Source organism: Streptomyces sp. NPDC031445, from assembly GCF_055581365.1.
In genome coordinates this window covers 800,151-815,629 of the sequence record NZ_JBVIJO010000001.1, presented here as the reverse complement: position 1 = coordinate 815,629, position 15,479 = coordinate 800,151, and the positions used below count along the sequence as shown (strand labels likewise).

Annotated in this window: 12 protein-coding genes; 2 read left to right on the top strand and 10 right to left on the bottom strand. The window is 74.4% G+C overall.

The window, feature by feature from the left end:
• Positions 1-10: 10 nt before the first annotated feature.
• Positions 11-1,582, bottom strand: a complete 1,572-nt coding sequence (locus ACZ5DC_RS03355; RefSeq protein ID WP_468648893.1) for an NAD(P)/FAD-dependent oxidoreductase — start codon at positions 1,580-1,582, stop codon at positions 11-13.
• A 220-nt stretch (positions 1,583-1,802) separates the two neighbouring features.
• On the opposite strand from ACZ5DC_RS03355, the gene ACZ5DC_RS03350 reads away from it, so the two are divergent.
• The gene (locus tag ACZ5DC_RS03350; protein WP_468648891.1) at positions 1,803-2,756 is read left to right on the top strand and encodes an LLM class F420-dependent oxidoreductase; all 954 of its coding nucleotides are present in this window, start codon (positions 1,803-1,805) and stop codon (positions 2,754-2,756) included.
• A 49-nt stretch (positions 2,757-2,805) separates the two neighbouring features.
• On the opposite strand, the gene ACZ5DC_RS03345 is transcribed toward ACZ5DC_RS03350, so the two are convergent.
• Positions 2,806-3,213, bottom strand: a complete 408-nt coding sequence (locus ACZ5DC_RS03345; RefSeq protein ID WP_468648889.1) for a phage holin family protein — start codon at positions 3,211-3,213, stop codon at positions 2,806-2,808.
• Between the two features lie 80 nt (positions 3,214-3,293).
• Between ACZ5DC_RS03345 and ACZ5DC_RS03340 the strand changes: the two genes are divergently transcribed.
• Positions 3,294-3,641, top strand: a complete 348-nt coding sequence (locus ACZ5DC_RS03340) for a VOC family protein (protein WP_468648887.1) — start codon at positions 3,294-3,296, stop codon at positions 3,639-3,641.
• A gap of 6 nt (positions 3,642-3,647) precedes the next feature.
• Here the strand turns inward: ACZ5DC_RS03340 and ACZ5DC_RS03335 are convergent, their stop codons facing one another.
• The 8 genes from ACZ5DC_RS03335 to ACZ5DC_RS03300 form a co-directional block, all read right to left on the bottom strand.
• Complete coding sequence (locus tag ACZ5DC_RS03335) at positions 3,648-4,193, bottom strand: GNAT family N-acetyltransferase (RefSeq protein WP_468648885.1); 546 nt, start codon at positions 4,191-4,193, stop codon at positions 3,648-3,650.
• A 165-nt stretch (positions 4,194-4,358) separates the two neighbouring features.
• Complete coding sequence (locus ACZ5DC_RS03330) at positions 4,359-5,282, bottom strand: S66 peptidase family protein (protein ID WP_468648883.1); 924 nt, start codon at positions 5,280-5,282, stop codon at positions 4,359-4,361.
• Positions 5,279-7,234, bottom strand: a complete 1,956-nt coding sequence (locus tag ACZ5DC_RS03325; RefSeq protein ID WP_468648881.1) for a S9 family peptidase — start codon at positions 7,232-7,234, stop codon at positions 5,279-5,281. The genes ACZ5DC_RS03330 and ACZ5DC_RS03325 overlap by 4 nt, the downstream gene beginning before the upstream one ends.
• A 15-nt stretch (positions 7,235-7,249) precedes the next feature.
• Positions 7,250-8,566, bottom strand: coding sequence for a M20/M25/M40 family metallo-hydrolase (locus ACZ5DC_RS03320; protein WP_468648879.1), 1,317 nt, complete (start codon positions 8,564-8,566; stop codon positions 7,250-7,252).
• Positions 8,559-9,392: a M55 family metallopeptidase gene (locus tag ACZ5DC_RS03315; protein ID WP_468648877.1), complete on the bottom strand. Its 834-nt coding sequence runs from the start codon at positions 9,390-9,392 to the stop codon at positions 8,559-8,561. The genes ACZ5DC_RS03320 and ACZ5DC_RS03315 overlap by 8 nt, the downstream gene beginning before the upstream one ends.
• Positions 9,393-9,462: 70 nt before the next feature.
• Positions 9,463-10,182, bottom strand: a complete 720-nt coding sequence (locus ACZ5DC_RS03310; RefSeq protein WP_468648875.1) for a class I SAM-dependent methyltransferase — start codon at positions 10,180-10,182, stop codon at positions 9,463-9,465.
• A 135-nt stretch (positions 10,183-10,317) separates the two neighbouring features.
• Positions 10,318-12,774 (bottom strand): ATP-binding SpoIIE family protein phosphatase, encoded by a 2,457-nt coding sequence (locus ACZ5DC_RS03305; RefSeq protein ID WP_468648873.1) that lies wholly within the window; start codon positions 12,772-12,774, stop codon positions 10,318-10,320.
• A gap of 143 nt (positions 12,775-12,917) precedes the next feature.
• Complete coding sequence (locus tag ACZ5DC_RS03300; RefSeq protein WP_468648871.1) at positions 12,918-15,317, bottom strand: MFS transporter; 2,400 nt, start codon at positions 15,315-15,317, stop codon at positions 12,918-12,920.
• Positions 15,318-15,479: the final 162 nt, after the last annotated feature.

Below are 15,479 nucleotides of genomic sequence, written 5' to 3'. Positions count from 1 at the left end.
CTCGTCGCGGTCAGTCGGTTTCGTCGGCGCGGGCCGCGGGATCGGCGGGGTCCGCGCGCTCGACGGGTCCGGGCGCCGGATGGCCCGGCCCGCCGCCGGCGGGCTCACCGCCGGGCTGGTTCCTCGCGGGTTCGCCGCCCGGCTGGTTCCTGGCCGGCTCGCCACCGGGCTGGTTCTTCGCGGGCTCGCCGCCCGGCTGTGGCTTCACCGGCTCCTCGGGCCTCGGCTTGTGCGTCATGAGTTCCTCTCCTGTCTGTGCGTCCGGCCGCTGCGGGCCGCCCGGTACCCGCGCCACTTCCGGCGAGGCCGTGTCCAGCGGGACCGACCACGCTCGTACCAGGCCCAACTGGACGCCCTGGCGCGGGAGTACGGCGTCCAGCAGCCAGTCGGCGGCGACCCGGAGGCGGTTGCCGGGCAGCGCCGCCAGGTGGTAGCCGCGGGTGACCGCACCGGCCGCCGGACCGGACAGCGGCACGCCGAACGGGTTGGCGGCGGCGCGGACCCCGCCGAGGTCGACGGCGAAGCCCAGGTCCCGGTGGCGGTACGGGCGCCGGCGCCGGCCGAGGCCGAGCGAGCCGGCCACGTTCTCCCCGGCCACCCGGCCCTGCCGCCAGGCGTGCTGGGCCGTCATGGGCGTGAACTCCCCCGGACGTTCCAGGTCGGGCACGGCCGCCGCGTCCCCGCAGGCGAACACGTCGGTGCGGCCCGGCAGGCGCAGGTACTGGTCGACGATCAGCCGGCCGCGCTCCAGCGGCTGCCGGACGGAATCGACCAGCGGGTCCGGCCGCACGCCCACGCACCACACCAGCGTCCGGGACGCGACGGACTCCCCGTCGGTGAGCACCACCCCGTCGCGGGTGGCCTCCCGCACCGACGTGCCCATCCGCACGTCGACGCCCCGCGCCCGCAGCACCCGGTCGGCCGTGCGGGACAGCCGCTCGTCCAGCTCCGGCAGCACGCGCGGCGCCACGTCCAGCAGGAGCCAGCGGGGGCGCAGCCCGCCGGGCAGCGGGCGCCGGCGGACCAGGCGGTCGGTGAGCAGTTGCAGGTGGGCGGCCACCTCGGTGCCCGTGTAGCCGGCGCCGACCACCACGAAGGTGCACCGGGCGGCGCGGCTGCCCGGGTCCTCTCCGGAGGCGGCGAGTTCCACCTGCCGGGTCACGTGGTCGCGCAGGTACAGCGCCTCGGGCAGCCCGCGGAAGCCGTGCGCGTGCTCGGCGACCCCCGGGACCGGCAGCAGCTTGTTGACGCTGCCGACGGCCAGCACCAGCCGGTCGTAGCCGAGGGTGCCCGCGCGGCCCTCGGGGTCGGTGTAGCGCACGGTCCGCGCGTCCAGGTCGGCACTCTCCGCCTCGCCGAGCACCAGGCGCACCCCGCGCAGCGTGCCGGGGAGCGACACGGTGACCCGGCGGGCCTCCAGGACCCCGGCGGCCACCTGCGGCAGCAGCGGCAGGTACAGGAAGTAGTCGGTCGGGTTCAGCACGGTGATGTCGGCGCGGTCCCGGGTCAGCCGGGCCAGGGTGCGCGCAGCCCGGTACCCGGCGAAACCGGCGCCGACGATCACGACGCGAGGTCGGCTCACGGTGCGCCTCCGGCGGTGTGGCTCGTCCGAGGTCTTCCGCGTAACCGGGGCCAAGGCACCCAAACGCCGTGCCGGTCACCCGGACGCCGGTCCGAGCACTCCGGACGCCGCCGCGCAGCGCCACGCACCGCCGCTCACCGGCGTTTCGCCGACCCGCCCCCCGGTTACCCGGTCCGAGTCCGGATCACCCCACCAGCAGCGCCCGCGCGGAGGTTCCCCCATGCCCGAGTACGGCTATTTCCTGGCGAGCGAGGAACACGACCCCGCAGCCCTCGTCGAACAGGCCCGGATGGCCGAGCAGGCCGGTTTCCAGGCGCTGTGGATCTCCGACCACTACCACCCGTGGAACGACGCGCAGGGACAGAGCCCGTTCGTGTGGTCGGTGATCGGAGCGCTGTCGGAGGCGGTGTCGCTGCCCATCGAGACCGCGGTGACCTGCCCGACCGTGCGGATGCATCCGGCGGTGGTGGCGCAGGCCGCGGCGACCAGCGCCGTGATGACGCAGGGCCGCTTCCGGCTCGGCCTCGGCACCGGCGAGGCGCTGAACGAGCACATCCTCGGCGACCCGTGGCCGCCGCTGCACGTGCGCCTGGAGATGCTGGAGGAGGCGATCCAGGTGATGCGCCGGCTGTTCACCGGCGAGGAGGTCAACCACCACGGGACGCACTACACCGTGGAGAACGCCCGTCTCTACACCGTCCCCGAGGAGCCCGTCCCGATCGACATCTCCGGCTTCGGGCCGAAGGCGACCTCGCTGGCCGCCCGCGTGGGCGACGGCTACATCACGATGATGCCGGAGGAGGAGATGGTCACCCAGTTCCGCAAGGGCGGCGGCGGGGCCAAGCTGGTCAGCGGCGGCACGAAGGTCTGCTACGGCGCCGACCGCGACGAGTGCGTCCGTACGGTGCACCGGCTCTGGTACAACGAGCTGCTGCCCGGCGAGATGGGACAGGTGCTGCCCTCACCGCGGCACTTCGAGCAGCTGCACGAGCTGGTCACCGAGGACATGGTGCGGGAGAAGTCGGTGTGCGGCGACGACGTGGACGAGCACGTCTCGGCGCTGAAGGCGTTCGCCGACGCCGGGTTCGACCGGGTGTACGTGAACCAGATCGGGCCGGACCAGCGGGGGTTCTTCGACTTCTACCGCACGAAGGTGCTGCCGCAGCTCGGCTGATGCGGGGGCGTTGCCGGGGGGTGGGGCCGGCGGCCCCACCCCCTCGCCGTCAGGCCCCACCGCGGGGGGTGTCCGGCGGAGTCGGCGGCATCGGAGGGGTCCCCGGCACCGGCGGGTACGGCATGCCCAGGCCGCTCGGCGGGGAGGCCGGCGGGGTGCCGCCGGGCACGCGGTGCGGGGCGTGGGGCCCGTGCCCGGAGTGGGCGGCGCCGCGCAGGAGGTAGGCCACCGCGCCGAGGAGCGCGGCGGTGATCAGTGCCGCGGCCCAGCCGGGCAGGCCGGTCGCCAGGGCCAGGCCCACGGCGAGGGCCACCGCACCGCCCGCGTACAGGGCGGCGGCACCCGACGCGGCGTACAGCACGGCGGTGCGGCGCCGCTTGCGGGACTGCTCGCGCAGCTCCTCGCGTACCGTCTCGCGTGCCACCTGTGCCAGCTCTTCGACGAGATGCCTGTCCATACCCGGCGGGTACCCGCCGGGCACAGTGGGTAACGCCGGGGGCCTGCGCGTGCCCGGCGGCCCCAACTAGGCTCGGACGCATGGAGATTCTGGGCGCCTCGCTGCGCATCTGCGTCGACGACCTCGAAGCCGCGATCCCCTTCTACGAGAGCCTGTCGGGCGGCACGGCCCTGCGCTTCCAGCGCGGTGGCGTCCGGGTCGCCGCGGTCGGTTCCTTCCTGCTCATGAGCGGTCCCGAAGCGGAACTGGAGATCCTGCGCAAGGTGACGGCGACGATCGCGGTGAAGGACGTGGACGAGGCCCACCGGCTGCTGACCGGGCTGGGCGCCACGGTCGTCGCGGGGCCGGTGCCGACGCCGGCGGGCCGGAACCTGCTGGCGGTGCACCCGGACGGCTCCGTCTTCGAGTACGTGGACCAGCGGGGCTGAATACTCTCAGTCGCGCATCTCGGTGGTGAGCGCCCAGCGTTCGTGATCGCGCCAGGCCCCGTCGACGTAGATCATGTCGGGTGAGAAGCCCTCCAGGCGGAACCCGGCGCCCCGGGCGAGGGCGACGGACGCCGCGTTGCCCGGCTGGACGTTGATCTCCAGCCGGTGCAGGCCGAGCGGCCCGAACGCGTACCCGATCACCAGCTCCAGCCCTTCGCGCATCAGGCCCCGCCCGGCCGCGTGCGCGAAGGCGCCGTAGCCGAGGGCGCCGGACTGGAAGCCGCCGCGCACGATGTTGTTGACGTTGATGAAGCCGGCGATGGCACCGCTGTCCTTCTCGCACACCAGGAAGCCGGCCCGCGCCGGGTCCTCGATGAGCCGGCCGGCGTAGTCGGCGTACGCCTCGTCGGTGTCGGGCGGGAACAGCCAGGGCCGGTGCAGGTCCTTGCTCTCCCGGGCCCGTGCGGTGAACTCCGGGCCGTCGGCGAGGGTGAAGGGACGGATGGCGACGCGCGGGCCCTCGGCGAGGGCGCGGGACGGCGGGTACGGCATCCGTCCACCCTACGGCGTCCGCCCGGCCCCGACGCGCCCGGCCGGCCCCACGCCGGCGCGGGCCGGCCCGGCATCAGCCCGCCCGCCCCACTTCAGCGCAGCCCAGGCACGCCCAGCACCGGACGGCCCGCCCCGCGTCACCACAACGTTCCGCCCGGCCTCGCCTCAGCGCAGCGCCGGCTCGTCCAGTGTCAGCGTGCCCGTCTCCGCGTCCAGCGTGGCCGCGACCCCGAGCGGAATCGTCCATGCCCCTTCGCCGTGGCCGAATCCGACGTTCTCCGCGACCGGGACCCCGAGCCCGCCGAGCCGGTCGGCCAGCAGGGGCCGCAGCCGGGCGTAGTCCGCGCAGCCCTCCCAGGAACCGAGCAGCACCCCGCGCACCCCCTCCAGCCAGCCGGAACGCAGCAACTGGGTGAGGTAGCGGTCCAGCCGGTACGCCTCCTCGCCCACGTCCTCCAGGCAGAGCAGTCCGCCGCGCGCGGAGGGCCGCGCGTGCGGGGTGCCCAGTTCGGCGGCGAGCAGGGACAGGCAGCCGCCGAGGGTGACGCCCCGGGCCCGGCCGGGGACGAGGGCCGTACCGCCGGAGGCGATGGTGCGGACGGTCTCGGGGGCGAACAGCGTGGCCCGCAGGTGCTCCTGGGCCCGCGCGTTCTTGATGAAGTCGATGCCGGCCGCCACCGGCCCGTGCAGTGTGGCCAGGCCCAGGCGGGTCGCGAAGGCCTCGTGCAGGACGGTGATGTCGCTGAACCCGACGAAGACCTTGGGCCCGGCCGCCCGCAGCGCGTCCCAGTCGAGGAGGTCGACCATGCGCTGCGCGCCGTAGCCGCCGCGGGCGCACAGCACGGCGTCGACGGAAGGGTCGCACCAGGCGTTCTGGAGGTCGGCGGCGCGGTCGGCGTCCGTGCCGGCCAGGTAGCCGAACTCCGGGTGCCGGTCCAGGACGTGGGGTCCGACCACCGGTTCGAGGTCCCAGCCGCGCAGCACGTCGAGGCCCGCCTGGATCCGCTCCTCGGGCACCGGCCCGCTGGTGGCGACGACGGCGACCCGGGCGCCTGGCGCCAGCCGGCGTGGCCGCAGGAGTTCCTTCACTGGTTCAGTTCCACCTTCGGTACCGGCGGTGTCGGGTCCAGCCCGAACACCTGGGCGTACAAGGACAGTTCGGCCTCCAGGGCGCGGACCATGGTGTCGGCCCGGCGGAACCCGTGCCCCTCGCCCTCGAACGTGAGGTAGGCGTGCGGCACGCCCCGGCCGGCGATCCGGGCGAGGAGGCGTTCGCACTGGGCGGGCGGGCAGATGACGTCGTCCAGGCCCTGGAGCAGCAGGAACGGCGCGGTGATCCGGTCGGCCTGCGCGGTCGGGGAGCGCTCGGCGTACCGGGCGGGCACCTCGTCGCGCGGGCCGATCAGCGACTCCAGGTAGCGGGACTCGAAGTCGTGGGTCTCGCCGGGGCCCCAGGTGGCGAGGTCGAGCACCGGGTAGATGACGGTGCCGCAGGCGTAGACGTCGGTCGTGGCCAGGGAGGCGGCGGTGGTCCAGCCGCCCGCGCTGCCGCCCCGGATCGCCAGCCGGGCGGGGTCGGCGGTGCCCTCGTCGGCGAGGGCGCGGGCGACGGCCGCGCAGTCCTCGACGTCGACCACGCCCCACTGCTCGCGCAGCCGCTCCCGGTAGGCCCGGCCGTACCCGGTGGAGCCGCCGTAGTTCACCTCGGCGACCCCGATGCCCCGCGAGGTGAAGTAGGCGATCTCCAGGTCCAGTACGAGCGGCACCCGGCTGGTGGGGCCGCCGTGCGCCCAGATGACGTACGGCGGCAGCTCGCCGTCGGGCCCGGTGCGGGCGGGGTGGCGCGGCGGGTAGAGGTGGGCGTGCACCTCGCGGCCGCCGGGGCCGGTGAAGGCACGGGTCCGCGGCTCGGGGTAGTAGGCGGGGTCGACGGGGTCCCGGTGCGGGGAGCCGATCACCCGGGCGCGGCCGGTGGCGGTGTCCAGTTCGACCACTTCGTAGGAGGTGCGGGGTCCGGCGGCGACGGCGACGACGCGGGGACCGTGGGTGGCGAGGCCGGCGGCGCACTCCGTCCACGGTCCGACGGCGTCCACGATCTCGCCGGACTCCGGGTCGAGTATCCCGAGCGCGGCCGGCCCCCGGCCGTGGACGACCGCCAGCAGACCGCTGTCCAGCGGCGCGAACCAGCGCAGTCCGAGCTGCCACAGCGGCCCGCCGAACTCCTCCTCGCGCGGGCACAGGGGGGTGCCGTCGCGGTAGAGGTTCCACCAGCCGCTGCGGTCGCTCGCGTAGAGCAGGCGGCCGTCCGCCGACCACTCGACCTGGGCGACGGCCTCGTCCGGGCCGCCGGCGACGGTCCGCGCGTGCGTCAGCCGGCCGTCCTCCCCGACGTCGGCGACCAGCAGCTCCGTTCCGTCCCACGGCATCCGCGGGTGGTCCCAGGCCAGCCAGGCGGCCCGCCGGCCGTCCGGGGAGAGCCGGGCGCCGGTGACGAACCGGTGCCGGGGGTCGGCCAGCTCGCGGACGGCGGCGCGGTCACCGGCGGCCGAACCGTCCAGCGGTACGGCGGCCTGCACCCGCCGTATGTCGTCGGGGCCGTCCCCGGTGGACTCCTCCAGCACGCACCACACCTCGCCGCGGGCGAGGTCGATCCGGGGCTCGGCCCAGCGCAGGCCGCCGCCGACCGGGGAGAGCGGGGTGAGCGGGGCGGGCTCGCCGCCGGGCTCGTACCGGTACAGCCGCTGGTCGGCGAAGTGCACGAAGACGATCAGCGGCCGGCCGTCGTGCACCACCCCGGTCCAGGGCCGGCCGCCGTACTCGACGACCCGGCTGCGCACGTTCCACGGCGCGGGCAGCGCCGTCTCCTCGCCCCCCTCGGCCCGCCGCCGCACCAGGGTCCGCCGGCCGCCCTCGGCGGGCCGGGGCTCGGTCCACCAGACCTCGTCCCCGACGAACCCCACCCAGTCCGGCCGCCCGTCGTGCGCGGCGGCGAGGTCCGCGCCGATCGGCGAGGGCCACGATCCGTACGGCGCGCTCCGCATCCGCTCCCCCATCGTCTAGGCCGTCCGCAGGAACCGGTCGAGGACACGGACCCCGAAGTGCAGCGCCTCCACGGGCACCCGCTCGTCCACACCGTGGAACAGCGCCTGGTAGTCGAGGCCCGCCGGCAGCTTCAGCGGGGCGAAGCCGTACCCGGTGATGCCGAGCCGGGAGAACTGCTTGGCGTCCGTGCCGCCCGACATGCAGTACGGCACCACGTGCGCGCCCGGCGCGAACTCCCGCACCGCGGCCCGCATCCTCGCGAACACCGGCGCGTCCACCGGTGCCTGGAGGGCCACCTCGCGGTGCGCGAACTCCCAGTCGACGTCCGGTCCCGTCAGCTCGTCCAGCGTGGCGGTGAACTCCTGCTCGCCGCCCGCGAGATAGCGCCCGTCCACGTGGGCGACCGCCTCGCCCGGGATGACGTTGAGCTTGTAACCGGCGTCCAGCATGGTCGGGTTGGCGCTGTTGCGGACGGTCGACTCGACCAGCTTGGCGGCCGGCCCCAGCTTCTCCAGCAGCCGGTCCACGTCGGTGAAGTCGGGATCGATGCCGTACAGCGCGGCGAGTTCGGTGAGGGCGGCCCGCACGGTGGGCGTCAGCCGCAGCGGCCACTCGTGCTCGCCGATGCGGGTGACGGCGGCGGCGAGCCGGGTCACCGCGTTCTCCCGGTTCACCTTGGAGCCGTGCCCGGCCCGGCCCCGCGCGGTGAGCTTCAGCCAGGCGGTGCCCCGCTCCCCCGCGGCGACCGGATAGATCTCCCGCCCGGTCCCGTCGTGGAAGGTGAAGGCGCCCGACTCGCTGACGCCCTCCGTACAGCCCTCGAAGAGTTCGGGGTGCCGGTCGGCGAGGAACCCGGAGCCGTCCTCGGCGCTGGCCTCCTCGTCGGCGGTGAACGCGAGGACGATGTCGCGGCGGGGCCGTACGCCCTGCCGGGCCCAGCAGCGGACCACGGCGAGGATCATCGCGTCCATGTTCTTCATGTCGACGGCGCCCCGCCCCCACACCACGCCGTCGCGGACCTCGCCGGAGAACGGGTGCACGGTCCAGTCGGCGGCCTCGGCCGGCACCACGTCGAGGTGCCCGTGCACCAGCAGCGCGTCGGCGGACGGGTCGGTGCCCTCGATCCGGGCCACCACGTTGGTGCGGCCCGGGGTGCGCTCCAGCAGCAAAGGGTCCAGGCCCGCGCCGGCCAGCCGCTCGGCCGCGTACTCGGCGGCGGGCCGCTCCCGGCAGTCCCCGCCGCCCCGGTTGGCGGTGTCGATCCGGATCAGTCCGGAGGTGAACTCCACGACCTCGGCCAGGGCCAGTTCGTCGGCCTGCTGGTCAGCCATACTGCTCCTCCACGGCGGCAGAGACGATCGTGGTGACCGCCTTGAACGTCCTGATCCCCTCGTACATCGTGGCGCTGGTGTACGCCACCTTCCGCTCCCCGGTCCGCGCCACGCCGGGCACGACGGTCGCGGCCATCGCCAGATGCTCGGCGTCGAACTCGACGGCGACCGTGAACGGGCCGGCCTCGGCCGGTTCGTGACGGACCGCCAGGTGCGCGGCTTCCTTGGCCGCCGCGCGGATGTCGGCCGCGGTCCGGGCCGGGGTCCGGCACACGGCCGCGTACCGCGACACATGGTCCTTGACGGCGACCTTCAGCGCCTCGGGCGCGTAGCCGAGGGCGTCCTCGCAGGCCACGTCGTCGCCGGTGACGAGGACGACGGGGACGCCGTACTCGGCGACGACGCACGCGTTGAGCAGACCCTCGCTGGCGCGGACGTCGTTCAGCCACACCCCGGTGATCTGGTTGGCCAGGTAGGTGTGGGCGAGGACGCCCTCCATGCCGGCGCCCGCGTGGTAGCCGACGAACGCGACGCCGTCGACGTCACCGTGCTGGACGCCCTCCACCATGGACAGCGCCTTGTGCCGGCCGGTGAGCATCTCGACGCGTTCGTCGAGATGCTCCAGGAGGAGGTTGCGCATGGTCCAGTGGGCCTCGTTGACGAGCACCTGGTCGGCGCCGCCGTCGAAGAAGCCCTCCGCGGCGGCGTTCACGTCCGAGGTGAACATCGACCGGCACCGCTCCCACTGCGGCGTCCCCGGCAGCACGTCGGCGGGCCAGGTGACGCCCGTGGCACCCTCCATGTCGGCACTGATGAGGATCTTCATGGACCGTCACGTTACGCGTCGGGCGGCGCACAGGCTACGACCTCGCCCGAGGACGCGGTCCCGGGTCCGGTCAGGCCCTGGCGAGGACGAACCAGCGGGCCGGCAGGTCGATGCGGGTGCCGTCCCGGAGGTGCTCGGTCTGGGGCAGCGTCGTCTCGCCGTCGTCCAGGACGGCGAGACCGGCCTTGGCGAGCAGCTGCGGGATCTCCTCGTCGGAGGCGTCGGCGGGCTTGAGGCCGTGGTGGAAGACGCGCTGGAGCTTGGGTCCCGGGCCGCCCGGCTCGGACGCCGCCCGCCGCAGCACCTCGCGGGAGCCGGAGGTCAGCTCGACCACGAAGGCGCGGCCCTCGGTGCCGATGAGCTCGGCGACGGCGGCGGCCACCGCGGGGCGCGCGGCCGGTTCGCTCTGGTGGATGACGGCCCGCATGTAGACGTGGCTGTCGCCGAGCCGCTGGTGCAGGGCGCGGACGGCGTCGGTGTCGGTGAGGTCGAGCTGCTGGAACTCGACGGGGTCGCGGTCCGCGGCGCGCCGGGCGTGCTCGACGGCGGCGTGCGAGAGGTCGACGCCGACGGCGCGGGCGAAGCGGGTGGCCAGGTAGCGGGTCTGGGTGCCGTTGCCGCAGCCGAGGTCGACGATCGTCCGGCCGGTGTCGGCGTGGGGCAGGAGCAGTTCCGTGTGCGGTGCGGCGGTCAGGGAGGGGTCGGCGTCCCATATCGCCTCGCCCCGGCCGTCGGCTGTCTGGCTCCAGTAACTTTCCCACGCGTTGCGGTAGTTCTCCGAGACGTTCATGCGATCTCCCCACGGGTCGGTTCCGTGATCGGGATATCGCGGGGACGGCGAGCGGGGCAAGGGTCTGGTGGTCACCTTCACGAGATGTACGGCGCCTGGTCGCCCCGGGCGGCGCGCGGTGCCGCGCGCCTGCCGTCAGTGGCCGGTGGTGACGGTCTGCTCGAACCAGACGGTCTTGCGGTGTCCGCTGGCGCTGGCGCCCCACTCCCGGGCCAGCCGGCTGACCACGCGCAGGCCCCGGCCCGACTCGTCGTGGGGCCCGGCGCTCAGCATGGCGGGCAGGGCGGGTTCGTCGTCGGTGACCTCGAACAGCAGCGCGTCCGTGCGGACCACCCGCAGCCCGATCCCGTCGCTCTCCGCGTGCCGGACGGCATTGGTGACGACCTCGCTGACCAGCAGCTCGGCCGTCTCCACGGCCTGCGGCAGGCCCCACTGGAGGAGTCGTTCACGGACCAGGCGGCGGGCCCGGGCCACCTCGCGCGGGTCGGCGTCGAGCCGCCACTCGGCGACGTGCTCGTCGGGGATGCCGTTGAGGCGGGCCATGAGCAGGGCGACGTCGTCCTTGCGTCCGCCGCGGGTGTTCAGGGCGCGGATGATGGTGTCGCAGGCGTCGTCCATGGAGGCCGCGGGGTGGGCGGCGGACTCGCAGAGCGCGGCGAGGCCCTCGCCGATGTCGGAGCCGCGCACCTCGACCAGGCCGTCGGTGCACAGCACCAGCCGGTCGCCGGGCGCGACCGTGACCCGCCTGACCTCGAAGGGGACGCCGCCGACGCCGATCGGGGCCCCGGTGGGCAGTTCGAGGAGTTCGCTGCTGCCGTCCTCGGCGCGGACCAGCACGGGCGGGATGTGGCCGGCGTTGGCGAGGGTCAGCTCGCCCCGGATCGGGTCGTACACGGCGTACAGGCAGGTCGCGAGGTAGGTGTCGCCGAGCCTGCGGGCCAGGTCGTCCAGGTTGCGCAGCAGCTGCGCGGGCGGAGTCTCCATCGCGGCCATGGTCTGCACGGCGGTGCGCAACTGGCCCATCATCGCCGCGGAGTTGAGGCCGTGGCCCATGACGTCGCCGACCACGAGGGCGGTGCGGGAGCCGGGCAGTTTGATGGTGTCGAACCAGTCGCCGCCGATCCGGCCGAGCCGGGTGCCGGGCAGGTAGCGGGTGGCGATGTCGCAGCCGGGCATCCGCGGGGTGACCTGCGGCAGCATGCTGTCCTGGAGGGTGTCGGCGACGTTCTCCTGGTAGGTGTACATGCGGGCGTTGTCGAGCACCAGGCCCGCGCGGGCGGCGAGTTCGGCGCCGGTGGTGCGGTCCATGTCGTCGAACTGCGGCCGGTCGGGGCGGCGCATCAGCACCATGAAGCCGAGGACGACGTTGCGCGCCTTGAGCGGGACGATGAGCAGCGACCGGCCGCCGATGAGGGGCCGCAGGTCGCGCTTCTCGAACTCGCCGGAGATGCGCTCGGACAGTTCCTCGGAGACCCTCGGGACGAGCACCGGCTCGCCGGTGACCATGCACTTGTAGAAGGGCGTGTGCTCGGGGAAGGCGAAGGCCTCGCCAACGGGCACGGTGTCGTCCCAGCGGCCCGGTTCGTCGTTGTGCTCCACCCAGACGCGGAACATCACGGTGCTGGCGTCCGGCGGGCCGTCCGGGAAGCCTTCGCCGGCCAGTACCGCGGCGCGCAGGTGGGTGCCGGCGAAGTCCGCGAACCGGGGCACGGCGGCGCTGGTGACCTCGCGGATGGTCTCACCGAGGTCGAGGGAGGAGCCGATGCCGGAGCTGACCTCGTTGAGGAACTCCAGCCGCTCGCGGACGGCGGCGTACTCCAGGTCCTGTTCGGCGCCGGCCGGGACCACGGCCACGGCCCGCTGCCGCGGTACGGCGGTCTCCTCGGCGCGGGTGCGGCCGGGGCGGCGGGGCACGCCCCAGTACGGGGTCACGGGCACCCGGTCGTACTGGCTGAACTCCAGGACCGGGTAGCCGAGTTCGAGGACCTGCGCGACGATGCGGGCGCTGAGTCCCGGACCCATGTTGGGCAGGATCTCGGGCAGCCGCCGTTCGAGTTCGTCGGGGGCGGGCAGTTCGGTGTGGCGGGCCAGGCCGGGCGAGATGCGTTCGGCGGTCTCGTCGTCGTAGCCGCGTTCTTCGCGCAGCCGGGTGGCGTCGGCGGCGAGCACGAGCAGCCGGGCGGGTCCCGGGCCGACCAGCGGGTAGGCCCACCACAGCACGTCCAGCCGCTCGCCGCCGGGCGTGTGCGGGGGTGGACGCAGGCGGGCGCGGCCGGTCGTGGCGTAGCCGGTGTGTCCGCCGAGTGACGTCTCCAGGTCGCGGCCGGGTCCCGCGTCCCACGCGTCGTACGCCTCCGGCGCCGGACCGTCCTGGAGGTCCTCCGGCAGGGTGCCGGAGACGGGCAGCAGGTCGGCCGCGGGCTGGCCGACGGCGTCCTCGCGGCTCACGCCGAACAGGCGCCGCGCGCCGGTGCTCCAGTGGGACACCAGTCCGGAGCGGTCGACGACGACCACGGCCAGCGGAATCCGGCCCGCGGCGGTGTCGCCGATGCCGCGCCCGGGAGCTGTGTCCCGCTCGCTGCCACGGTCCATGGCCCAGGCCCTCTCTCCCCACGGCTGTCCGCAAACGATCTGTGCCGCCCGCCACTACGGTAAGACGACCGCCGGTCGCGATGTGTGCCAATCCTGGAATTGGCTCCGGCGGATCGCTCCGGCGCGGCGGGCGGGCGCCCCGCTCAGTCCTCGTGGCCCAGTTGGAGGTCCCGTTCGGTCCGGCCACCCCCCGCGACCTGCAACACCGTGGCGACCGGCGGGTAACCCGCGGCGATGACGGTGTACTCGCCGGAGGAGAGATCGACGAACCGGAACGTTCCGTCGGCTCCGGTGGTGAGGGTGTCGACGACGTTGCCGGCGGCGTCGAGCAGGGTCACGCGCGCGTCCTCCACGGGGCGTCCGCCGCTCGCCCGGACGGTGCCCCTCAGTACGGCGCCGCCCGCGAGCTCGACGTCCTGCCGGGTCTCCCGGGATGCCTGCACGGTGACCGGGAGCGCGGCGGGCCGGAAGGCGGGGGCGCTGGCGGCGAGGGTGTACTCGCCCGCGACCAGTTCCGTGATGACGTAGCCGCCCTCGCGCCCGCTGCGGGTGCTCGCGACGACCTCGCCGTGCACGTTGGTGAGGGTGACGGCGGCATCGCGCACGGGGCTGCCGTCGGCGGTGAGCACGCTGCCGGCGAGGCGGCCGGCGCCGCCGAGCACGACGTCGAGTTCGACGGGGCGTTCGCCGACGGTGACGGAGACGGCCTGCGGCTGGTGCCCGCCGGCCGCGGCGATCAGCACGTACGACCCGGAGCCGGGCGTGCTGAGCGCGTACCGCCCGTCGTCGCCGCTGGCGCCCCGCCCGATCTGCTGTCCGGCGACGTCGATGAGGGTGAGGGCCGCGCGGGGCACCACGGTGCCGTCGGGGTGCTGCACGGTGCCGCAGACGGGGACCCCGGCGGCGTACGGCGCCCGGGCGCCGGGGATCGAGGCGGTCACGGTCTGCGGCTCCGTTTCGGCGGTGTTGTGGGACACCAGTGGTTTCTCCTTGAGGAAGAAGGCGATGAGCAGGCCGAGGGCGAGCACCGGGACCAGGTAGAGGAAGATCCGGGGCATCGCGTCGGCGTACGCGCGGATGTAGGCGTCGCGCAGGGCCGGGGGCAGCGCGTGGACGAGCTGCGGGGTGATCGAGTCGGCGGCGGGCAGTCCGCCGCCCGCGCGCGGGGGCAGTTCCTCGCGCAGCGATGAGGTGAGCCGGTCGGCGAAGAGGGTGCCGAAGACGGCGGCGCCGACGCTGCCGCCGATCTGCCGGAAGTAGTTGTTGGCGCTGGTGGCGGTGCCGAGGTCGGCGGGGCGGACGGAGTTCTGCACGGCGAGCACCAGGACGGGCATGACCAGGCCGATCCCGGCGCCGAGGACGGCCATCCAGACGCTGTAGTGCAGCCGGGGCGTGCCGGTCTCCAGCCGGGACAGCAGCCACATGCCGACGGTGGCGACGGCGCAGCCGAGCACGGGGTAGATCTTGTAGCGGCCGGTGCGGCTGATGAGCTGTCCGCCGATGACGGAGGCGCCGACGATCCCGGCCATCATCGGCAGCATCAGCAGCCCGGACCCGGTGGCGCTGGCGCCGTCGACCATCTGCAGGAAGGTCGGCAGATAGCTGGCGGCGCCGAACAGGGCGACGCCGATCACCAGGCCGACCAGACTGCTGAGGGTGAACACGGGATCGCGGTAGAGCCTGAGCGGGATGAGGGGTTCGGCGGCGAAGCGCTCGGCGACCAGGAAGAGGACGGTGGCGAGGAGGGCGCCGGCGCCGAGGCCGAGGATCTGCCGGGAGCCCCAGGCGTACTCGGTGCCGCCCCAGCTGGTGAGCAGCACCAGGCAGGTCGAGGCGGCGGCGAGCAGCAGGGTGCCGAGGACGTCGAGCCGGGCGCGCGTGCGCGGCTTCGGGAGTCTGAGGACGACGGCGATGACGCCCAGGGTGACCAGGCCGAAGGGGACGTTGACGTAGAAGCACCAGCGCCAGGACAGGTGGTCGGTGAAGTAGCCGCCGAGCAGTGGTCCGGCGACGGAGGCGAGACCGAAGACGGCGCCGATCAGGCCCATGTACCGGCCGCGTTCCCGGGGCGGCACGATGTCGGCGATGATCGCCTGGACACCGATCATGAGGCCGCCGGCGCCGACGCCCTGAACGGCGCGGAAGGCGATCAGCTGGTCCATGGTGCCGGCCCGGCCGGCGAGGGCGGAGCCGAGCACGAAGACGGCGATGGCGAACTGGAAGACGCCCTTGCGGCCGACCAGGTCGCCGAGTTTGCCGTAGACCGGCAGGCCGATGGTGGAGGTGAGCAGGTAGGAGGTGATCGCCCAGGACATCCTGTCCAGGCCGTGGAGCTCGCCGACGATCTTCGGCAGGGCGGTGGCGACGATCATCTGGTCGAGGGCGGCCAGCAGCAGGGCCAGCATCAGCCCGAGGAACACCAGCCGCACCCGGCGGGGCCCGATGCCCGCGGGCGGTGCGGGAGGCGGCGGTGCGGCCGCGGTCTCCTCGCCGGCGGCCGGTGCCGCGACCGGCTCAGGCTTCACCAGTGTCGTCCCGCCCACGTACCGCTCCCCTCGTCACACTCGTTCACATTTCCCGCGTAAGGCGTCAACTGCGAACAAGTGCGGCGAGTTACGGCACGATCCGGTATGGGCCGGAGATGCACTCGAACCGGTGAAGGGGCCGACCGGCGGTCAACCCCCGTTCACCGGTGGGTGCTTGGG